The sequence below is a fragment of the Shewanella vaxholmensis genome, assembly GCF_031932135.1.
GTDB classification, from domain to species: Bacteria; Pseudomonadota; Gammaproteobacteria; order Enterobacterales; family Shewanellaceae; genus Shewanella; species Shewanella hafniensis.
The window spans coordinates 151749-173261 of sequence record NZ_JAUOEV010000002.1; the positions used below are offsets into that span (position 1 = coordinate 151749).

A 21513-nucleotide genomic window follows, 5' to 3' on the forward strand; every position below is an offset into this window, starting at 1 on the left:
GAAGTTTCATGCAAAGTGTGCCATAACAAGTGTCTATACTAACGGCCTTTTTTTCGCTTTGGACAAACTGCCTATGAAGACATTTATGAAAGACGAGTTCGCCCTGCTACTGGGAATACTGACCTTAGTATTCTTTAAAACCGGTGGCGATAGCTTACTCGCCGATGGCACTGCGCTTTCGACCTATATTCCCGTATCACTCGCCCTATTGGGCGTTGTCACTTGGGCTATCTTCTCAGTGGTGCGCCACTCTGATGCGCTAGCGATTAAGCTTGGCGATCCCTATGGCACTTTAATCTTAACCCTGTCGGTAATATCACTCGAAGTGGTGATGATCTCCTCCGTGATGCTGACAGGGGAACCTAACCCTGTGATGGCGCGCGACACTATGTTTGCCGTGGTCATGTTGATTATCAATGGCTTAGTGGGATTCACCTTATTACTTGGCGGCTGGCGTTACCACACCCAGCTTTTTAATTTAGATGGCGTAAAATCCTATTTGGTCGTCATTATCCCCCTCGCCTTACTCTGTTTAGTGTTGCCCAATTTTACCGAAGGCGGCACTATCGGCAGCATGTCTAAAGCCATGTCTTGGATGCTGATCATTATTTCTATTCTGCTCTATGGCGTATTTTTAGTCGTACAAACCAAGAGCCACAGTCATTTCTTTGTCGATGCAGACCATGAAGATCACGAGGAACACCACGGCATATTACGCAGTAATGCCTATCATACCGTGCTATTGATTGGTTACTTGCTAGTGGTGATCTTATTGGCAAAAACCTTAGCCATGCCAATCAATTACAGTGTCGCTACCTTAGGCGCACCCCAGGCATTAGGTGGCTTTATCGTGGCCTGTTTGATCTTGTCACCCGAAGCGGTGGGCGGATTTAAGGCGGCATTAAACAATCAATTACAGCGGGCGATGAATCTGTATTTCGGCTCAGTGCTCGCCACAATTGCCCTTACCGTTCCCGCAGTATTAATTATTGGCGGCGTGATAGGTCAAGAAGTGCATTTAGGCTTGTCACCCGCCGACATGGTGCTGTTAATCACCAGTTTAATGGTCTGCAAGGTCAGCTTCAGCAGCGGTCGCACCAATGCCCTACACGGCGCGACGCATATAGTGTTATTTATCGTTTACTTATTCCTAATGTTTGAACACGCCTAAATCTTCAAAAATCCAAAGCCGAGCACGACTTATTTGCGTCTCGGCTTACGCTTTTTAACTGAGCTATGGCCCTCAATCTTCCGAGTCCCCTGAGCACCTCGAGCCACCTGAGCACCTCGAGCAAAGTCCAGCGAAAGGTAACCCAAGCCTAACCCACTCAGCAATCCGCCAACATGGGCAGCATTGTCCACTCCACCCAATAATCCGGCGACCAGACTTATGGTCACAAAAAATGCCAAATTAATATTCAATATCCAGTTGATATCCTCAGGGAAAATCTTTTTCCAAGCCCAAATCACGAGTATTCCTAATAGCCCCATAATGGCGCCCGATGCACCGACACTCACAGTGGCATCATACCAACAGATACTGGCGATACTCGCCAATACCCCAGTGATCAAATACGCCAAAAATAGTCGCCACTTACCGAGTACAGGTTCAAGAAAGCTACCGACAAAAAACAAGCCGTAAAGATTCAGCGCTAAGTGGGCTAAACCGCCATGGATAAAGGTACTCGTAATTAAGCGCCACCACTCACCAGCAAGCACTTTAGGTCGAAAGTTAGCTCCCCATTCAAGCAGGAAACTCCCCTGTAGACTAATAACATGTTGGCTTGACCATGCCATAAAGATAAACACTAATACATTGAGATACATCAGAATTGGAGTTGCAATAAAACCCGGCTTGGGCCGTATCATTTCAAAAAAATCATTAAGCTCGGCGATTGTGCCCGCATGGTTCAAACGCTTTGTAACTGTTTCAGCCTTAAGCACCTCTTCATCCAGTTTCACCCGCAGCAAGAGCACAAACCAGACTAACGCACCTGCAACAAACCAAATCAGCATCCAAGCGAGTTTATGGCCATTACGGGCTTCAAATGGCTCAAACTTCGGCATAAAAATCGTTGGGTATTCAGCTTGATAAAGCGGACTTTTCTCTGCTGCGCTAAGTAAGTCTCTCTGCAGCGACGAAGGGGCTAATCGTTCAATGTAAACAAACGTTTGCGGGTCAAACTGATCAAACTCACGTTGGGATTGAGTCAAAAAGGCCTTGTATGCTTGTTCCTTTTCATCGGGTTCGAGTCTATTACTGATCTCCTGCTGATAAGTTTTACCATACCAAGCTAAGACAGAAGTTCGGCGACGATCGGCGCCACTCGCAAAAATCGGCATCGCAATATAGAGCGTCATATTCAAGTGACTGTTACCTTTTCCTGTCACCTCAATCTTTCGCTGCACACCAATTTGCGCCTTATCAATATAAGCTTGCTGTAACTGGTAATACTGTGTCTTTTTATGTAGATACAATTCTTGGATCGATGCTAATTGGGTTAACTGACCCGTTGCTGTTTTAAGATATTCCTGCGCAATAATGCAAGGCACAGCCACGAGCTGCACGGCGAAAAGTAGATAGTAAAAGCGTGAATTATCCTTAACAAACTTCAGCAGTTTTAGCCTTGGCCTCAGAAAAACAAGCAACAAGAGCCATGACAATATCAGCGGTAATCCAAAATTGACCAGATCTTCATCTAAGCTAAAAAACTCAAATTTAATCAACAACAGCCAATGGATTAAGCTATAGCCAGAGATAAATAACAGGCTCGTGGATAAGAAGGGAAAATAGATCAGTTGAAGTTTTTTTAGCAGAACAGCCACACGTATTTCTTCCTTGAGTACATCAATCACTATGGTAATAATACCACGGGGAATCTACCAAAAATCATCAAGGACTTACAGTATTAAAAAAGCCAAAGGCCAGATGGATTGCTCATCTGGCCTTTGGTTTTTTAGTCTTTACAAAGCCGTTAAGGCAAGAGATATGCTCCTGTTCGACTTCAAGGTCAAAGCCTAGGTCTCACTCAACTTAGCTAATTGTTGCTGGCTACGCTGTTTCTTATATTGCTTAGCTTCGGCAGGGATCGGAGTGACTTTGCCTGTCTCTAACCAGTTACGTAAACGGTTTGCATCGGCAATATGGGTATATTTACCGTAGGCATCGAGCACCACAAAGGCCACTTGGCGTTTTGCCATTTCAGTGCGCATCACTAAGCAATGCCCCGCTTCGTTAGTAAAACCAGTTTTGGTGAGATGGATATTCCAGTTATCTTTATAAACCAAACGGTTAGTGTTACGAAAATCTAAGCTGTATTTAGGTTTAGCAAAGGTGACCGTCTTTTTCTCGGTCGAACTCAATTGGCCTAGCATAGGATAACCTTCACTGGCCTTAAGCAGCACAATTAGGTCGCTGGCACTAGAGACGTTTTTGTACGACAAACCCGTCGGCTCAACATAACGGGTATTCTTCATGCCCAGTGCTTTAGCTTTGGCATTCATCGCCTTAATAAAGGCTTTATGACCACCGGGATAATGGTGAGCAAGGCTCGCTGCAGCGCGGTTTTCTGATGACATTAAAGTCAGTAATAACATGTCTTTACGGCTAATTTCACTGCCGATACGCACTCTAGAATAGACGCCGCGCATTTCTTTGGTGTCGTTAATATTAACCGCTAACTTTTCGTCCATCGCCAGCTTTGCATCTAAGGTCACCATGGCCGTCATCAGCTTAGTCACTGAGGCGATGGGCACCACGGCATTAGGGTTACTCGAATATAAAACTTCATTGGTTTTAAGGTCGACCACCATAGCGCTACTCGATGCCACTTCTTGCTGTTTTGCAGGTGCTTTTTTAGCGGGTGCATTTTTGCTGGCATGTTTAGTAGTGACAGAGGCCGAATCGGCTGAATGCGCTGTCGCGGCAACAGTGAGACTGCTGCATACAAGGATAAAACTACTGAGCAGAAAACGGATCTTCATTTAGATTTCACTGAATAGATAAGGGATCGATTGTGCTATGGCACAAGGTTTGGCTAAGTATAGGAGTTCTACCGTGAAAGAAATAGAATGCAATTAGACTTTTATCTGCAAGATCAGCAGTTTCTCCTCAATTTTTATTATGTAAAACCAGCTTAACCTGTCACTAATCTTGAATAATCAAGCGGCTAGATCCAGTCTTTTGACTTACTACAGCGACTACGTCTTTAAAAGAGAGTTTTGGCAGTAGAATCATTGGCAATAAAAATAATGAACGACTTTTTACACTTTTAACAAAAGCGACTGCAGTTCAGGGATTTTAAGGATTGGAAGATGTGATTTATGGCGTATAAACGCATTAACATACGCCATAAATACCGAGATTGAGCCGTTATAGGCTAACGTAAAACAAATTCGAGCAATGCTTCAGTATCTTGGCTCTCTTGAATTAATTGACCCGTCAGCACAAACCCGTGTTTTAAGAGGACTCGCTGGGAGGCTAGATTATGCTTAGCCACTTCGGCAAAGAGTGGCCTCGCACTCACTAAAGGCAAAAATTGCGCTAAGGTTTGGGTCGCGATGCCTTTGCCCCAGTAATCACGGTCAATCCAATATCCTATCAGCGCTTGCCCGTCACTATGCCAATGGCCTATGTTGCCCACAAACTTGCCATCGAAATCGATAGCCCTCGCTAGCACATTGACTTGTCCAAGAATATTCCCATGCCAATGCTTAAAAAACGCTTCCCGATCCCTTGGTGGAAACTGTGCAAGCTGGTTAGCAATGGGATCGCTTTGATGGGCAAAAATCGCCTCAAGATCAGTTTCTTCAACCGGACGTAGACTCACGCTTTGTTGTGTTTTTAACGGTTTATCTCGCTCATTAGACATCTGTAATCATCCTGAATACTTTGTATTTCAACTGGGTACAGCATGCCATATTTAGGACGGGTCACAAGCAAAAAAAAAGGCGCATAACTGAGAAGGTGTTAGCGCCCGAAGAGGCAAACTTGCCAAAATTGAGGTGTGTCAATTCAAGCCATAAAACTCACACGATAGAATTCAAAGCCTAGATAAAGATCAAGGCAAACACGGGGGCGCCTAATACCATAGCGATACCAATAAAAATCATAGTCAAACTGGCGATAACGCCTTCTTGCTGACCGATTTCAGTGGCTTTTGCCGCGCCAGCACCGTGGGCCGAGGCGCCGAGTGCCACACCTTTACCTAACGAAGTACGAATCCGCATAAATTTGAATAACGGCTCACACACCAGCATGCCAATCACGCCTGTGATTAACACCATCATGGCCGTCAACTCAGGCACGCCGCCAAAGGCACTAGTGGCCTCCATCGCGAAGGGCGTCGACACCGAACGCACCAGCAAACTCTTAGACAATTCCACCGGCAAGGGCACAAACTTCACCAGCAGCCAAGAAGACAGCATCCCCAGAAATAATCCGGCCGTTACACCTAACCCTATCGTCAGCGGATATTGGCGGATCAAGTTACGCTCACGATAAATCGGCAAAGCAAAGGCGATAGTCGCGGGCGCTAACATGGCCATCAACCAATGAGTGTATTCAAAATAGGTTGGCAGCGGGATCTTAAGGTTAAACACCAATAAGGTAATCACTATCGGCGCTAACACTATGGGCGCTAACCACCAGACTCTGTGGTACTTATAGAGACGCTTAGCGCCGAAGTAACAAAATACCGTCAGCAATAAACTAAATAGGGCTAATCCGGTCTGTGACAATACAAAATCGACCACTCTTGAGTCAGTCATAACTAAGCTGCCTTAGCGTGGCGACGGGCCTGCTTTTTGATGTTCAGTTGGCGCTCAAAACGAAACACTCTGTCGACCACAAAGCCAGTACCAAACATCACACACACACTGCCCATCACTAAAGTGAACAATATATTGGTGCCGTATTGCTCAAATAAACCTTCGTACTTAATGACCGAAATCACAGGCGGGATAAAAAACAGCAATAACTCACCAATCAACCAAGCGGCGCCCAGTTGTACGGCATTTTCGGGAATGAGCTTAAAACCTAATAAAAATAAGAGTATGCCTAAGCCAATCACACTCCCAGGAATAGGCGAATGTGCCCAAGTGGCGAACCAGTGACAAGCGAAGGACAGTAAACAGAAGAGGCCGATTTGGGTTAATAACAAAGCCCAATGTCGACACTGACGTATTGCGGCTTGTGGGAATGACATGATTTTCTCGGTTAGAACAAAGTTTTCTATGGGGCTATTCTAGGCTTGCTTATTTGATAAAAAAAATGAATATTAAGAATGTAATACATGAATTTTAAGAATACATTTAAAGGTGAAGCCCAATGGACCTCAAAGTTATTCGCTATTTTATCGAAATCGTCGATGCCGGAGGCTTTGGTAAAGCCAGCGATAAAGTCCACCTCACCCAACCTGCGTTATCAAAAGCCGTGCGCCAATTAGAACAAGAGCTCGATCTCACCTTGCTTGAGCGGGGTAAACGCGGCACCCAAGTCAAACTCACTCCCGCGGGCGAAGTCGTTTATCGACACGGTAAAGACCTGCTCGCAGGGCGGCAACGCATGCTCGCCGAACTCACGGCGCAGCGCAGCTTAACTGCGGGCGAACTCAATCTGGGATTAGCGCCGCTCGGCAGCGCCGAGATTTTTGCCCCCATTATTGCTAAGTATCGCCAGCAATATCCGCAAATTGACATGCACTTGCTCGTCCGTGGCGGTGTAGAACAAACTTCGGCGATCCAAAAGGGTGAGATTGAATTGGCCACAGGGATTATCGATTTTGATGACGGCTATGACGGCATACGTGTGTTTAACGATCCTATGGTAGTAGTGCTGCCTAAGGAAAATCCGTTATCCACCCGACAGATATTGTCGTTTAGCGATCTCAGCGCCGATCCTCAAGTGATGTTCGAAACCGAATACACTCTCTACCAATTAGTGCTCAATGCCTGCCGACACGCCGGATTTGTCCCTAAAAACATCACCCGCGTTAGCCAAGCCGATTTCGGTATTGCCTTAGTCGCCGCGGGCACAGGGGTTATGGTATTACCGCGCTCCATCGCGCGGCGCTACAGCGTGTCAGGCGTCGTAAATATCCCGCTGGCGAGTGACGAGCTGCGCTGGGAGCTATCGCTCTTTTGGCGCAAAGACCAAGTTTTATCCTTCGCGGCTCAAGCCATGATCGCCTTAGTCGAGAAGCACTTAACCCATAAATAACCCTATTCTTACCAAGGAACCACTAAGCTTAAACGCACTAGCGTATCGCTATCCCATGGCAGAATAGGCAAATACTCAGCCGAGTTAACATCGACTTTGGCATAGTGGTCTAAATTGTATTGCGTGTGTTCGGCGCTCAGCACGAGCAGGCTGTCAGGCCGCCAAAAATCGGTTTGGTAACTCAGCTCAAAGCGATATTGATTCTCTAACCATTGGTCTTCGTCTTGCCAGGTTTGTGCGGCCACTTGCATATGTAGCTTAGGCGTCACATTAGCCCCTACACTTCCCATAAAGGTATAAGCAAACGTACCATTCCCAAAATCGCCACGATCGTAACCTCGGGTTCTAGGCACATCGTCATCGATTTCAAGATAGTAATAACCCGCTCCCGCCTTCAACTGGGCCTGTAATTCTTGTCCATCAAAGTTAGCTGTAAGCCCAGGAAATACCTTAGCTTGTTTCTCCACCGAGCTAACAGTATTACGCTTTCCTTGTAAGTCGAACTGCCAACCCAATGAAAATTCAGGATTAATACGATACAACTCACCACTCGCGGCATAGGTGGACTTAAACCACACTGGGATATGGTCAGGGTCGAGTTTATCGACGTCTATGTCTATATAAGCATCCAGCGCCGCCGTCAGCAAAATATCGCTTTGGGTTTTATGTTCTAACAATAGACTCGCATTCACTCCTAAGGTGTGGGAATCCTCGACCACAAAATCATGGCTGCCTAAGCTGTAATGCCACTGAGTTTGCTCTTCGGCCTGCAGTGCACTCGATAAGCACAGGGCTAAACACACTAATGCAGAGTTGAAATAGTTCACTTTTGACTCCTGAAACATCGTTTCTAGTTTGATAATCAAATCAACCAGAGGGTTAAACTGCATAAAATAGGAATAACACCAACTAAGGTTGCCGTTAAAGAGCGGCTAAACTAGCCAATTTAATCGAAGAATAATAGGCGATAGTTCAAATTATGACACTCTCATTGAGATGCTGCTAATAAACACCACAAAAGTACAGATAGCCAAAAACCTAACAGTAACAATAGATATAGACCAAGGCACAAGAATTCAACCCAGAAAAAACAACTTATACACAAATTTGTACGGGAAAGCAGTGGCCCTCAATCTTGCGACTGAAAACCGTAAAAATAAAATGAATTTTTAATCAAATTAAAAGCATAATTATTGACACAACATGCTCATCTGCCTATAGTCGCCACACTGATAGTGAAATCGATAAGAGAGTCTTAAATGAAAAAATCCATGTTATTAGGCGGCCTGACCTTAACTGCCACCTTGTTGTTAGCTGGATGCGGAAAAAGCGATGACGTGTTAGTCGTTGGCACTAATGCCGCCTTCCCTCCTTTTGAATATGTTGGCGGCCAAAGTGGCGATGAAATCAAAGGCTTTGATATCGATCTGGCCAAGCAAATCGCTAAAGATGCCGGCAAGACGCTCAAAGTCGAAAACATGAAATTCGATTCACTGATCGTCGCGCTTAACTCGGGCAAGATTGATTTTATCGCCTCAGGCATGACGATTACCGCTGAACGTCAGGCCAACGTAAACTTCTCAGAGCCTTACTACGAAGCGACCCAAGTGGTACTGGTTAACAAAGATAACGATAGCATTCATACGCTTGAAGATATTAAAGGCAAACACTTTGCGGTGCAGTTAGGCACAACCGCTGACATCATGTCGAAAAAATATACCCAAAATATCACCGCCTTTAATACGGGTTTCGAAGCCATTATGGAGCTTAAAAATGCCAAGGTAGATTTAGTGTTATTCGACAGCGAACCTGCCGCTAACTATCTGGCTAAAAATCCTGAATTAAAGATGATTAAGCTGGATTTTCCTGCTGAGTTTTATGGCTTCGCCGTATCAAAAGAGCAACCTGAACTGCTGGCGAGCATCAATAAAACACTGGCTAACATGAAAGCCGACGGCCAATATCAGACGCTCGTTTCTGCCCATATAAAGTGATATCAGCATGATAGACGCAATTAATAACTCGCTGTTTAGCCCAATTGGCGAAGACGGCATGATAGGTATACTGCTGATATTAAATGGTTTGAAGGTGACGTTAATCGTCACTTTCTTCGCCATGTTATTAGGCGCAGTGTTAGGCATTGGCACCACTTTTATGAAGATGTCGTCTAAGTGGTATATCCGCTTTCCCGCCAATCTTTATGTCGGTGTTATCCGTGGCACGCCTGTGGTTGTGCAATTAGTGATCCTTTACTTCATCGTGCTTTCAGCCTTAGATGTCGATAAAATCACCGCCGCCATTATCGCCTTTGGTCTCAATAGCGGCGCGTATATTTCTGAGATAATCCGCGCGGGGATTCAAGCCGTTGATAAAGGTCAAACCGAAGCGGCACGTTCACTTGGCTTGTCCCAAGCAATGACCATGAAATCGATTATTCTGCCCCAAGCGATTAAGAATATTCTGCCCGCACTTGGTAATGAATTTATCGTGCTCCTCAAAGAAACCGCCGTTATTGGCTTTATCGGTGGCGTCGACCTTATGCGCGCCGGTGAAATCATCCGTAGCCGCACCTTCGAGGACAGTGTGCCGTTATTTACCTGCGCACTCATCTACCTATTCCTGACCTACAGCTTCACATTTGTGCTGTCGAAATTTGAAAAGAGGTTGAAACAAAGTGATTAAAATAACCAACCTGCATAAAAACTTCGGCGATAACCAAGTGCTCAAGGGCATTAGCGAGCATATTCGTCAGGGCGAAGTGGTGAGCGTGATCGGTCCAAGCGGCAGTGGTAAGAGTACCTTTTTGCGCTGTATCAATCTGTTAGAGCAGCCAAGCCAAGGCGATATCGAGATTGAAGGTCAATTGATCACAGCGCCAAACGCCTGCGTAGATAAACTGCGGCAAAAAGTGGGCATGGTGTTTCAAAACTTTAACCTGTTCCCCCATAAAACTGTCATCCAAAACATCACCTTAGCGCCCATTAGTCTAAAACTGATGACGCCAGCTCAGGCCGAGACCAAAGCCCTCGACCTACTGGCACAGGTTGGCTTGAGTGACAAAGCCAATGCCTACCCCGCCAGTTTATCGGGCGGCCAAAAGCAAAGAGTCGCCATTGCCCGTGCATTAGCGATGGAACCAGACTTGATGCTGTTCGATGAGCCAACATCGGCACTCGATCCTGAAATGGTCGGCGATGTGCTAGACGTGATGAAAGACTTAGCGCTAAAGGGCATGACCATGGTGATTGTCACCCACGAAATGGGTTTCGCACGGGATGTATCCGATCGCGTGATCTTTATGGACGGCGGTTATGTAGTCGAATCTAGTCCGCCAGATGAGCTATTTAGCCACCCCAAAGAAGCCCGTACCCAAGCGTTTTTAAGCAAGGTATTGCGCTAGCTTAAGCGGCTTTAGTCCTGTCCCTCATGCTCACTGCAGTGAATTTAATAAATGCCTGCAGTGAGTAAATGATTCAATTTAGTATCCCTACATTCAACGTTTATGACAAAGTCGAAATTAGACGAGTCAGGATACAATCATCTTTCACTACACCATAAGAACTATGCCTTGAATTAACAGGAATTGAACAAAAGCTAAATAGCTGTTTATCTGTTCAGGGAGTTTATTGTCATTGTTCTCCAGAGACACGCCGTGAATATGTCCTTATAGGCTCGACGGCGACATTCATGTCGCCAACGGTCACTGGTACCCAAAGCCAATTTTAACTACCAGTTTTGCTATATGTACGTAAAAAGCTAGTGGACATTTCCGAGTTAGACCCAAGCATAGTCGGAGGTTAACAACTGTGCTATTAAGGCTGGATGTCTCTGTATTCATTCGTCAGTTTTCGATTCATTAAACGAGTGCTAGCAAGCTTCGGGCATATACGTGATAGATCCCTTGCTTTCATCTGTAGATTTCGAATGACTAAAAGCATGGTGAAAAATTCGTGTTCAATTGCTTAGAACAGGGATTGTGGCAGAGGGGTCAACCCAGAATCTAGGCTAACTTACAGGAGCAATTAATGCTATCACAAGTGGATTAAAATTAGCTTCACGACTGGTAACTAACAGAAAATGCTATATATCTGTTCTGCGATATTACAACACATCCAAAGTCACCTTAACTCTATCCAGCACCACAATTGTTCTGAACCATTTTACGTTAGCATTATTGTGGAACATTTGATCACACAACTCTTGGAATCGTTGCATATGAGAAACTAGCAGCACCAACATAAAGTCGGCATCCCCTGTCACGTAGTAACATTGCTGAACTTCTGGACCAGAAAAGTCCTTTTTTAATTGCCGAAGCGAATTCATATCGTTTTTTTCAACCTGAACTTCAACAAAAATGGTGATGACTTTATTTAGCTTATCAGGATCTAAAATGGCGGTCGTAGATTGAATGTAACCGCTGTCTTTCAGCTTTTGAATACGACGCTGAACCGACGCCGTAGATAAATGAACGGCTTCCGCCAACTCCCGTAGAGGGGTTTGGCAGTTCAGTTGGAGTAACGCGAGAAGAGCGTGGTCGTATTTATCGAGCGACATATTGGCAGCCAAGTGAGAAATTTTATTGAAAATAGCATCAATTTAGAGAACTTATTTTAAAGGTAACATAATAAAATACAGCTAAATTACCTTTTTGCGTTATGGATGCTATGAAATCAATCTCCAATACCTCGCTCGGCATAAGTCTGAATGTGGCCGCATCGGCACTTTTTGCGTTAATGTTTGCGTATACAGCCCTATTGGACACTCTCAGTGGTGAGGAAATCTATGGTTGGCGCATACTATTCACGCTACCACTTTTAACCGTTTTTATCGGCGTGCAGGGGTACTGGTCGCAAGTCATCGTTATTTATCAGCGAATAATCCGTGAAAAGCACTTTTGGTTAACTCGAATAGCATCAAGCTTTTTAATCGCCATTCAGCTTTGGTTATTCATGTGGGCTCCCAGCAATGGATATGGCTTAGCGGTGTCACTTGGCTATTTTATTATGCCCATCACTATGGTGGTCGTTGGCCGATTCGCATTTAAAGACAAATTGTCACGAATGCAATTGATAGCTTGCCTGTTTGCATTAATAGGTGTGTTAAATCAACTAGTCATTTCCCAAACATTAGCTTGGCCAACACTTGCCATTTGCCTAGGATACCCAATCTATTTCTGGTTAAGACAAAAAACTGATACGAATAACATTGGCGGAGTATGGTTTGATATGATGCTCAGTGTGCCAGTGAGTATCTACTTTATCTTGAGTGGTGGCTATGTGATTGAAAGCTTAAGTCATAGCAGCTCACCACTATGGTTAGCCATTGGCTTAGGTGCAATAAGTGCATTAGCGCTCGGGTTACAATCCTTATCTGCACCATACCTAAATCTAAGTCTTTTCGGGCTACTTATCTATGTCGAACCTTTACTATTATTGGTCGTTGCAATAATGCTTGGCGAAACCATCACCCCAGATGAATGGCCTACCTATATAGGAATTTGGCTTGCCGTTATTGTGCTGATACTAGAAGGGGGGCTTAGAGTGTTTAAATCGAAAAGCAGCCAAGTATGAAGCATAACAAGATTTGGCCTATAGCTGATTACGAATCAGTACTTGGCTGATACCGCTAAATTGAAATGGGGCAGAACCAAGTTAGGGCAATCTGTCAGATATTGTCACATCAAGGAAACGAAACTGACAGATTGAAAGCAAAAAATCTGGCCATCCATTTTAGATCAACATAATGCACTTTTGGTTTATCTACAACTTGTACGAGCTAAAATTGCTTAAATTAGAGCGTCACTACAAAACCACATTTAGCATCACTCAGAATTTTTGCAGCGTGAAGATTATGATCTCCTTCAGAATAAACCTTACCTTGCTCAACAAATGTTAGCAATAAAGAACCATCACTCAACCTATGTGGCGATACTTTTGCAATGTTGCCAACGCTTCTATTTACGACTAACTCTTCATTCCCTAATTTTCCTGAAGATGAAACACATCTTCTCCATAACGTAAAAGAATCATGTTCTTTGCTATCAATGGATGAATAATATACATCTACATTACCATCTTTACGTTGAATAGGACTTGCATCATGAACCTCTTCAACTCGCGTTGTGATTGGAATTGACTTTCCCCAATCATCTCCATTATTTGTAGAAAGTCTAAAATGAGTTCTCATTCCAGATTTCCCTTGCTCATCTGAATCATCAGCTTTACTAGTAAATTGAGTTTGGAATGTATAAATAAGCTCGTTTGATGAAAACATTGCTAACGCAGGCATTGCTCCACCACTTCCTATTTCTACAGGCTTATCAAAATTAATTCCATCATTACTTAAGCTGAATAATAATTGACAACATCCTGAATAGGGCTTTGAACGGTAAACTAACGCAACTTTACCGTTGTTAAGTAAATACCATTTGGGTGCACTTCCTGCTGCAATGGCTGTAGGTAGGGAAAGTAATTGTCTATTGACTAGTTTGTTATTACTTCCCCACTGAGCTCTATAGAGTGATGCAGGTTTATGATAAGTTGTTTCAGACTCAACAAAATATAACCATTCAACATTATTTATTTTAATGCTACTAACACCTGTTCTAAAATTAACTTGTTTATTATTTTCAAACTCAAGAGTCATGGGCTTTGATGACAAGATAGAAGTTGGAGTCAATTTCAGCTTACTATACCTGAGCTCACCAGCTTTCATATCATAATTATAAAAGTGTTCGTAAATAAGAGTTAAAGATTCATTGGGTGTGATAATGGCACTCATAATTTGCATCCCTTCTGGATGCTCTACTCGATAAATATCATCATTAGTTAATGGTAAATTACTAGAGTAAGAATTAACTGACAATAAAATAGCTACTATATAAAGTACATTTTTTAAAATTTTTAATTGATACGTTTTATCGATACACATGCCGAATCCTTGACAAAAAATCTGGCCATCCATTTTAGATCAACAACATAATGCACTTTTGGTTTGTCTACAACTTGTACGAGCTAAAATTGCTTAAAGTAGAGTCATAAAAAGTTGAAGGGCTAAAGCTGAGGCATAAAAATGAGCTAACTCATTAAAAATTGGTGTATTTAAGACATGCTAACCCACCCAATAAAACAAATAAGCAGTGATTAGTTTGGTTAAGCAGGATTACAGTTAGTTGCTGTGAAAGTGCTGACAGCTTGCCGCAAAGTGCTGTCGTCGTTTTTCTAAATGTTCGCAGTAATCGGTCAGTTCTTGCAGCGTACCCACTGGCCATGAAATAGCTTGCCAAACTCAGTAGTGAGCTTGAGCCAATTGTCATAGGGGATATTTAATCTTGTCAGTAACTTGGCGCTATTTTCACTGATAGCACCTCGTTTGTCGCTTCGAATAATTCGGCCAGTATCTTCCACCAATTCGAGGTAGTCCGTTAAGGAAAACGCAATGCCATTGGGCTGGTTATCACATTCATTACCGATAAAAGGCAGTAGATTTTTGGGCTGCTCACCTTTTAATGCGGCCCGAATGCGCAGCTGGATACTGGTATAGTCGAATTGTTCTGGCGTATCAGCCAGCTGGACTCTGATGGGACTTCTTTTAATAAAGAGTAATCAGCATAGGCCATACAGGCTAAAAGCTTTGCCTTAATCAACCTAAGCCCTATATCTAAAGCCAGATCATAACTTAGCACTAAGCTCATCCATTGATCTTTGCTGTCAATACGTGATCCCGCCATTGCCCTGCAATCATCAAGTAATCTCGAGCAAAACCTTCCTTTTCAAATCCTAGTTGCGCCAAAACCGCAGCACTGCGCTTATTTTCAGGCATATAATTTGCCATGATCCGATGAAGCCCAACTTCCTTGAACATGTAATCTATTCCTGCAGATAAGATCTCAGTCATCAACCCCTGCCCCTCAAATCTTTGCGAAATAGAATAGCCAAGGAAACAGGCTTGAAAAGCTCCGCGGGTAACGCCTGTAAAATTACAGATGCCTATGACTTCCTGCCTGTTTTTTGTCAGTGCGACAAACTTAAACTCACTACCATTGCTAAAAGCTTGCTCCGACGCAGTTAACGACTCTTGCCAATATTCAAGTGTTAAATAATGACTTCCACGAATAGGTTCCCAAGGCGCTAAATGTTGTTGATTATCTTGATAGTAGTTCAACAACAAATGCGCAGAATCCCTATCTAGCACTTCAATTAAGCTTCTTTGTGTTTCAATCATTTTCATCACTTATCCTAAATCCAGTTTCAAAAATTTTTTGAAACTAATACCTGTCTTGATCACATTGTTTTTTACTTGAACCTGCTTAAAATGCTGCCATTGAATTTGTATTCCTGATGATTTGGAGCTGTTACATGAGTGATTTAAGTTTCTTCGCCAAAAAACGTTACACCACTAAAGTCTTTGATCCAACAAAGACGATTCCAGCGGAAAAAATTGCAGACATCAAAACCCTACTGCAATTCAGCCCCTCGTCAGTAAACTCACAGCCTTGGCATTTTGTACTAGCAAGCACGGCCGAAGGAAAAGCGTTAATCGCCCAAGCAACCGAGAATTATGCCTTTAATACCCAAAAAATCCTCAATGCTTCCCATGTGGTGGTGCTCTGCACTCGCACTCAATTAGATGAAGCGTATTTGCTGCAAATCCTTGAACAAGAGGAAAAAGATGGCCGCTTAGCTAATGAGGAAGCAAAACAAGCCCAGCATAATGGCCGTTCTTTCTTCGCCAACATGCATAAATTTGAGATGAAAGATGCCCAACATTGGATGGAGAAACAGGTCTATTTAGCGCTCGGCACTTTAATGCTCGGCGCAAGCGTATTAGATATCGATACTTGTCCGATTGAAGGTTTTGATGCCACTAAAATGAATCAAGTCTTAGGCTTAAGAGAGCAAGGTCTATGCGCCTGCGTAGTTGTCGCTATGGGTTATCACGCAGAGGATGATTTCAACGCTAAATTGCCTAAATCTCGCTTAGATCAAGAGGTGATTTTTACTGAAATCTAGTCCTCATCTTAAGTGAATAATAAACATGCCCTTGATTTAATGTGATATAAACAAGGGCATAATTTTTTGCACCCTAGCGCTCTTCGCCGACAATATCCTAAAACCTGCCTGCTATTAACGGCTTATTTGCACAAGAAGCCATCTAAAGTAGGAGTAAACCACCACTGTATTGCTCTAAAATTCATCTTTGCCTACACTTTGCCTCTATGGCATGATTTGCTGCACAGTTCAGGACGGCATAGCTTAGCAGATCATCGTTTATCGTCGTTTCGAGTCATCTTTTTTGCAGCCCAGCGGTTTTATCGGCGCATTGGTCACACTCACAATTTAGGATGGGACAGTCAGTATGTTATTTGCCAAACCCTCACTCACTGAAGAATCTCAATCGATTCGAGTTGCAAACACTAAGGGCGATAACCCACTGATTTGGCCGTTGCTTACGGTTTTACAAGCTTCAAATCAAAGTTGGAAAATCCATCACTTAGCCACTGAATTACAAACCCAAGGGCTGATCCACCAGCTTGATGAAAATCCGGGTAACGATTTATTCAAACGTAACTTCCTGCTGATGAACGCCCTGTTTGAGCTGCAAGAAATATTACTGCCCAAGCAATGGCTGCAAGTCAAAGCCATGGAAATTCAAATCTTCCGCTTAGTACCATCAAACGTTAACCTGCTGATAATGCAAGATACTTCCCTGCGTGAGTATTACCTCGATTGGAATAACTACGACACCAGCGAAAACGTAGTACGAGAATTACTTGAGGCATTCTGGAGCAATTATAAGAGCTATATTGGCTTAAATATCAATCTGATGAACAAAGGTAACGCGCTGCGAGTTTTCGAATTAGACGAGAGTGCTACCGCCCGTGATATCCGCAAGCAATGGCGTCGTTTAGCACTCAAATGGCACCCAGACAGGCCCGATGGCGATGCGGCGCGTTTTCGCGAGGTGTGCGAAGCTTGGCAGTCGCTTAGGGATATTGCGTAAGAATTTAGCCAGTGATGATGCAGAACGGGGCTTTAATCAACATGCACCGACTTAGCGATGCGATCCTGTCTGCAGTCCTGCCAAATCTAAGGTAAAACTTCCATTGAGATCACAGATTTAGCCTACTAGCTTCATGCCAATTCAGTCATAATTAAGCCTTTCCATTTAACCTGAACCTATGTGTCAACGCTGCCATTTGGGCTAGCTTAACTCCTAGGTTGAAGCTCACTCTATCTCTAATGTTGACCGTTGAATGTCAACGATAACAACGACTGACATTGTGAATTCAATCCCACCGAATTTGAGGAAACTATGATTAAACAATTAGCCTTGGCTGTAACCTTAGCGATTGCACCATTGAGCACCTTTGCCGCCAATTTTGTTGAAGGCACACATTACACTCAAATCTCGACCAAAGCGCCTAGTAGCGAACCAAAACTCACTGAATTCTATTCATTTTATTGCCATAACTGCTTCAATATGGAAACCAACTATTTGCCTGATATCAAGGCGAACCTCAACAAACAGATAAGTTTCGACAATAAGCATGTCGACTTTATGAATAGCGACATTGGCACCGAAGTGATGCGTTCATTAGCCGTGATCCAAAGCGTTGATAACAAAGACGCCTTAACCCATGCCATGTTTACCGCAATCCAAGGTGCAGAGGGCGCAAACGGCCACGATCACAGTGCACCAGACCATAAACACGAGCCGCAAATTAACAGCCGTGATGACATCAAAAAAGTCTTCGCCCAATTTGGTGTCGATGCTGCTAAATACGATGAATTAGCCGATAGCAAAGGCACTAATGAAAAGCTTTCCCTGTGGCGCACCCAGCAGAATGAATTCAAAATCGACAGCGTACCCGCCTTTATCGTGAACGATAAATATGCGGTAAATTTAAACAGCATCAAAACCTTAGATGAGTTAATTGGGTTAATTAACTACCTTGCTGTTGAGAAAGATGCCGCCCCCGCTAAAACCTCATCGGGTGGCAGTCTAGGCTGGTTATTTCTAGTCTTCGCCGCCGCAATTGGTGTGACCCGTCAGCAACGTCTTAGCTAATTCAAAACAATTGTTGAAATAAAAAATGGCCTCCAAATTAGGAGGCCATTTTTATGCGTGTTCAATCCAAGTGATTGGTATAAGCGCTCAATATGGGTTCTGAAGTTTATTGCCGAATAAAATCAAGAATATGGCTCGCAGCCAAGACGAGATGTAGGATCAAGAAACCAATAAAAGCCTGCGCAAAGACTTGGTGATAACCACGCCATGTCAGTGCCGTTGGCGTCCCTTGAACAATAAACCAAACGAGTCCCGTAACACCTGTAGCCACCAGCAACAGCATGCCAATACCTTCTATGGCACTAAACAGCCCTTTGCCACCAGCGACGGGGAATTTGCCTTTAGCAAGTCCAACAATATCTTGCTTTAACTGTGTCCAATCGCCCGCCAACCAGCCAAAGTATTGGTGCCACTTGCCACGCAAGGTATTGCTGAGTAAAAAAAGAATCCCAAGCACAGTGCACGCTAAACCTAAATATACATGCAAATAATCCCAAAAACTGGCGTTATCGGGTATCCGTCGGCCCATAAAAATCCACGGACTGGAACACACGAGTAAGATAGTCGACACGACAATCCACACATGCAGTTGCGCCATAATGACTCGGCATAAGGAGCGAAGTTTAGTCATCATACTGATCATATTTAATGCTCCTTTGCCCTTGTGACTAAGGCATGCACACAGCTTTAAGGGCGCGAATAGAATAGGGCTAAATGAAGCACCGAAATTTGATATCAAGCTTAAGCGCTGTGGATCTGCTCACCAAACTCAGTCACTTTCTGCCAATCCGTGTATTCAACATTGGTAACAGGGTCCGTAGGTCCTTTTGTTAACCACATGATGAAACGGATAATATTTCTATCTAAAGCGTTATAGCCTTGGTAATTCAAGTTACCCCCAAAAACGCGCAGCAATTGTGGCCGCCAAGTGGTTTTACTTAAAAATGCCTGCATGTAAGGATTGGTCTCTGGGGTGTTTTTCTCGGGTTTACGTGCCACTAAGCTGACAGAGAAAAAACCACTGACCTTATCCGTCAATACGGCTTGATGCTTTTCAATAAACTCGTACAAACTTGGGTTATGTTTACCATGGCGAATACTGGCGCCTATGATGATTTTGTCGAACTCAGTGAGCACTGGAGCTGCCTTGATATCGGCAGTAACCACTTCATTACCCAAAGCCATTAACTGCTGTGCGAGCTTTTTAGCAATCTTTTGGGTTTGGCCGTGAACACTAGAGTAAATGATAAGAATTCTTTTCAATTTAGCCTCGATTAATCCCAAGTAAAATAACCATTAAGATATTTCATATTAGGTGATTTACCCTGCAATTTACATGAAATAGATCACGGGCTTAGCCCCAAAACACTCAGGTATATGCGGTAGTTTTAGCAAGCTCACAAAAAAAGGCAAACCCTGAGGTTTGCCCATACTGAAATACAGTAAACAGGATGAATCGACAAATCATCCTGTCACGCTTTACAAAGACATTAAAAATGCAATGACTTGCTCACGTTCATTTTTAGATAAACTCATAAAGGCAATTTGACTCTTTTCAGCTTCACCACCATGCCACAATATCGCTTCTTCTAGGGTTGCGGCTCGTCCGTCATGTAAGAAACCGGCTTGAGGATTAACCGTCTGAGTTAAACCTATACCCCATAGTGGCCTTGTACGCCATTCGCTTCCCGAGGCTAAAAAGTCTGGGCGGCCATCGGCGAGCCCTTCGCCCATGTCGTGCAATAATAGATCAGTGAAGGGATAAATCTTCTGTCCTTTTAAGCTATCACTCATGGCTCTCCCACCAATTTCACCACTCGTCTTAGTGGTATAAGAGGGCACATGACACGCAGTACAATTAAGTTGAGTGAATAATCTCGCCCCCTCTCTAACATTCGGTTGAGCAACATTCCGCCTTGCAGGAACAGCCAAGGTTTCAGCATAAAAAACAACAGCATCACTGAACTCAGCTCCGACTTCAGGCGCACCATTTTCATCTGCCCCTGTATCAATAAAACCAGTTCGAGTGAGATAAGCATCGTGTAGCGACGTACCTTTGATACTTTCATCGGGGAATAGAGGATTAGTTATGCCAATATCGCCACGCAGTGCACCTAGGGATTGCACCCGCACACTCGGGGTATTCGCCTTCCAGCCAAAACGGCCTAAAGACACAGGTTCTGGCTCGCCCGTTTGTGCCTTCACAGCATCAAACACATAGTTCGCGCGGCCAGAAATACCGTCATGATTGGCATCATTTTCATCAACATGTTGCAAAATATCCGCTGCCGCAATTGCTTCGAGTAAACCTAAGCCAAAGACTGGCATGCCATTACGCCATCCCATTAACACATCGTCTTGCAAAAGATTTGAGGTCAAATTGGGGCTTTGCTTAGTTTCGCCGGGCGCATCATAGGGGTTTTCCACTTCAAATAGCGGCTTCTTCAATAAGACTTCAGTACCGTCTGGGTAAGTCACTGATTTTGTATCATAGGATAAGTAAACATCCGCTTGCCCAATAAACTGATTCTGTTGCCAATCACCACGTGCTTGCAGTACACCTCGATGAAACAGTTGTCCGCCGAAATCAGGTACTGGAATGGGTGCACAATAATCATTACTCACATCGCCTTTAATACAGACGTCATTGGCAGCCTTACTTATCCGCAAAAAGATGCCCGCATCTGATCCCAGTTTGACTCGTGCCTGACCTGCGCTGACTTGTGGAGTCGAGTTACGTCCATCACGTTGATGGCATGCATTGCAGTTAGCGTTATTAAATACGGGGCCTAAACCATCTAACTCAGGGTGTTCAGCGTTTGGCGCCGTGGTAAAAGAAGTCTCAAAAAACTTATCGCCCGCCATGTGCAGCGCAAGTTCTGTCGCTGTTAGATTTACCGATGGTGTAGAGAAACCATGTCCTGAATTGCCTACATCAAAGGTTGTCGTTGCGCCGCCGCTGGCAGTGATATCCGTATATTCAGGATAAACAATGGGTTCAGGTATGGGTGTATCAACATCTTGTGCATCGCCACTGCCACCACAGGCGCTCAGCTGTAAACAGCCAATGAAAAATGCAGGTAATAAAACGTGTCTGTTATTCATCAAAAATCTCACACAAATAAAATGACAAAGCAGCAACTATGCAATTGCATCCTTGCTGCTTAAGACATAACTCACCAAACGGGTTCCGTCGTTTAGCGTCATTTCATGACAATGCCAAG

General features: G+C 43.8%; 21 protein-coding genes and 1 pseudogene. 9 read left to right on the plus strand and 13 right to left on the minus strand.

Annotated features, from left to right (window positions below; translation table 11 throughout):
• Positions 1–73 precede the first annotated feature (73 nt).
• Positions 74–1171 (plus strand): calcium:cation antiporter, encoded by a 1098-nt coding sequence (locus Q4Q46_RS02745; RefSeq protein WP_063883781.1) that lies wholly within the window; start codon positions 74–76, stop codon positions 1169–1171.
• Positions 1172–1200: 29 nt separating this feature from the next.
• Here Q4Q46_RS02745 and Q4Q46_RS02750 read toward each other — a convergent pair whose 3' ends face one another.
• The 5 genes from Q4Q46_RS02750 to Q4Q46_RS02770 all read right to left on the minus strand — a co-directional run bounded on the left by Q4Q46_RS02750 (position 1201) and on the right by Q4Q46_RS02770 (position 6206).
• Entirely contained in the window at positions 1201–2826 is a 1626-nt protein-coding gene (locus Q4Q46_RS02750; RefSeq protein ID WP_311905160.1) for a rhomboid family intramembrane serine protease, read from the minus strand.
• 192 nt (positions 2827–3018) lie between these two features.
• Complete coding sequence (gene pbpG, locus Q4Q46_RS02755; RefSeq protein ID WP_259520710.1) at positions 3019–3984, minus strand: D-alanyl-D-alanine endopeptidase; 966 nt, start codon at positions 3982–3984, stop codon at positions 3019–3021.
• 395 nt (positions 3985–4379) lie between these two features.
• Positions 4380–4871, minus strand: coding sequence for a GNAT family N-acetyltransferase (locus Q4Q46_RS02760; RefSeq protein WP_311889624.1), 492 nt, complete (start codon positions 4869–4871; stop codon positions 4380–4382).
• A 178-nt stretch (positions 4872–5049) separates the two neighbouring features.
• Entirely contained in the window at positions 5050–5769 is a 720-nt protein-coding gene (locus Q4Q46_RS02765; protein WP_220592146.1) for an LrgB family protein, read from the minus strand.
• A 2-nt stretch (positions 5770–5771) separates the two neighbouring features.
• Positions 5772–6206: a CidA/LrgA family protein gene (locus Q4Q46_RS02770; RefSeq protein ID WP_006082862.1), complete on the minus strand. Its 435-nt coding sequence runs from the start codon at positions 6204–6206 to the stop codon at positions 5772–5774.
• Between the two features lie 122 nt (positions 6207–6328).
• Here Q4Q46_RS02770 and Q4Q46_RS02775 point away from each other — a divergent pair, with 122 nt between their 5' ends.
• Positions 6329–7219, plus strand: a complete 891-nt coding sequence (locus tag Q4Q46_RS02775; protein ID WP_311905161.1) for a LysR family transcriptional regulator — start codon at positions 6329–6331, stop codon at positions 7217–7219.
• Between the two features lie 8 nt (positions 7220–7227).
• Here Q4Q46_RS02775 and Q4Q46_RS02780 read toward each other — a convergent pair whose 3' ends face one another.
• Entirely contained in the window at positions 7228–8109 is an 882-nt protein-coding gene (locus Q4Q46_RS02780; RefSeq protein ID WP_311905162.1) for a hypothetical protein, read from the minus strand.
• Positions 8110–8478: 369 nt separating this feature from the next.
• Between Q4Q46_RS02780 and Q4Q46_RS02785 the strand changes: the two genes are divergently transcribed.
• The 3 genes from Q4Q46_RS02785 to Q4Q46_RS02795 are packed head-to-tail and all read left to right on the plus strand — an operon-like array spanning position 8479 to position 10619.
• Complete coding sequence (locus tag Q4Q46_RS02785) at positions 8479–9213, plus strand: basic amino acid ABC transporter substrate-binding protein (protein ID WP_006085902.1); 735 nt, start codon at positions 8479–8481, stop codon at positions 9211–9213.
• Between the two features lie 7 nt (positions 9214–9220).
• Complete coding sequence (locus tag Q4Q46_RS02790; RefSeq protein WP_063883787.1) at positions 9221–9901, plus strand: amino acid ABC transporter permease; 681 nt, start codon at positions 9221–9223, stop codon at positions 9899–9901.
• Positions 9894–10619 (plus strand): amino acid ABC transporter ATP-binding protein, encoded by a 726-nt coding sequence (locus Q4Q46_RS02795; protein ID WP_028761645.1) that lies wholly within the window; start codon positions 9894–9896, stop codon positions 10617–10619. Before Q4Q46_RS02790 ends, Q4Q46_RS02795 begins: the two co-directional genes overlap by 8 nt.
• A 701-nt stretch (positions 10620–11320) precedes the next feature.
• Here the strand turns inward: Q4Q46_RS02795 and Q4Q46_RS02800 are convergent.
• Positions 11321–11773: an Lrp/AsnC family transcriptional regulator gene (locus Q4Q46_RS02800; RefSeq protein WP_006085905.1), complete on the minus strand. Its 453-nt coding sequence runs from the start codon at positions 11771–11773 to the stop codon at positions 11321–11323.
• Positions 11774–11883: 110 nt separating this feature from the next.
• Here Q4Q46_RS02800 and rarD point away from each other — a divergent pair, with 110 nt between their 5' ends.
• On the plus strand, positions 11884–12789 hold the full coding sequence (gene rarD, locus Q4Q46_RS02805) for an EamA family transporter RarD (protein ID WP_126493450.1): 906 nt from the start codon (positions 11884–11886) through the stop codon (positions 12787–12789).
• A 220-nt stretch (positions 12790–13009) separates the two neighbouring features.
• Here the strand turns inward: rarD and Q4Q46_RS02810 are convergent, their stop codons facing one another.
• From Q4Q46_RS02810 to rimJ, 3 genes and pseudogenes are all read right to left on the minus strand, one after another.
• Positions 13010–14149 (minus strand): hypothetical protein, encoded by a 1140-nt coding sequence (locus Q4Q46_RS02810; protein WP_232005152.1) that lies wholly within the window; start codon positions 14147–14149, stop codon positions 13010–13012.
• Positions 14150–14386: 237 nt separating this feature from the next.
• Positions 14387–14864: pseudogene (locus Q4Q46_RS02815) on the minus strand (transposase); the annotation flags it as partial.
• Between the two features lie 44 nt (positions 14865–14908).
• Positions 14909–15448 (minus strand): ribosomal protein S5-alanine N-acetyltransferase, encoded by a 540-nt coding sequence (rimJ, locus tag Q4Q46_RS02820; RefSeq protein WP_006085909.1) that lies wholly within the window; start codon positions 15446–15448, stop codon positions 14909–14911.
• 128 nt (positions 15449–15576) lie between these two features.
• Here rimJ and nfsB point away from each other — a divergent pair, with 128 nt between their 5' ends.
• The 3 genes from nfsB (at position 15577) to Q4Q46_RS02835 (ending at position 18289) form a co-directional block, all read left to right on the plus strand.
• Positions 15577–16230 (plus strand): oxygen-insensitive NAD(P)H nitroreductase, encoded by a 654-nt coding sequence (nfsB, locus tag Q4Q46_RS02825; RefSeq protein ID WP_311905163.1) that lies wholly within the window; start codon positions 15577–15579, stop codon positions 16228–16230.
• A 346-nt stretch (positions 16231–16576) separates the two neighbouring features.
• Positions 16577–17221 (plus strand): DNA-J related domain-containing protein, encoded by a 645-nt coding sequence (locus Q4Q46_RS02830; RefSeq protein WP_131524261.1) that lies wholly within the window; start codon positions 16577–16579, stop codon positions 17219–17221.
• A 312-nt stretch (positions 17222–17533) separates the two neighbouring features.
• Positions 17534–18289, plus strand: a complete 756-nt coding sequence (locus tag Q4Q46_RS02835; RefSeq protein WP_311905164.1) for a DsbA family protein — start codon at positions 17534–17536, stop codon at positions 18287–18289.
• A 106-nt stretch (positions 18290–18395) separates the two neighbouring features.
• Here Q4Q46_RS02835 and Q4Q46_RS02840 read toward each other — a convergent pair whose 3' ends face one another.
• The 3 genes from Q4Q46_RS02840 to Q4Q46_RS02850 all read right to left on the minus strand — a co-directional run bounded on the left by Q4Q46_RS02840 (position 18396) and on the right by Q4Q46_RS02850 (position 21394).
• Entirely contained in the window at positions 18396–18923 is a 528-nt protein-coding gene (locus Q4Q46_RS02840) for a cytochrome b/b6 domain-containing protein (RefSeq protein WP_311905251.1), read from the minus strand.
• A 107-nt stretch (positions 18924–19030) separates the two neighbouring features.
• Entirely contained in the window at positions 19031–19552 is a 522-nt protein-coding gene (gene hemG, locus Q4Q46_RS02845; RefSeq protein ID WP_028761755.1) for a menaquinone-dependent protoporphyrinogen IX dehydrogenase, read from the minus strand.
• A gap of 216 nt (positions 19553–19768) precedes the next feature.
• Positions 19769–21394 (minus strand): di-heme oxidoredictase family protein, encoded by a 1626-nt coding sequence (locus Q4Q46_RS02850; protein ID WP_311905165.1) that lies wholly within the window; start codon positions 21392–21394, stop codon positions 19769–19771.
• Between the last annotated feature and the right edge of the window lie 119 nt (positions 21395–21513).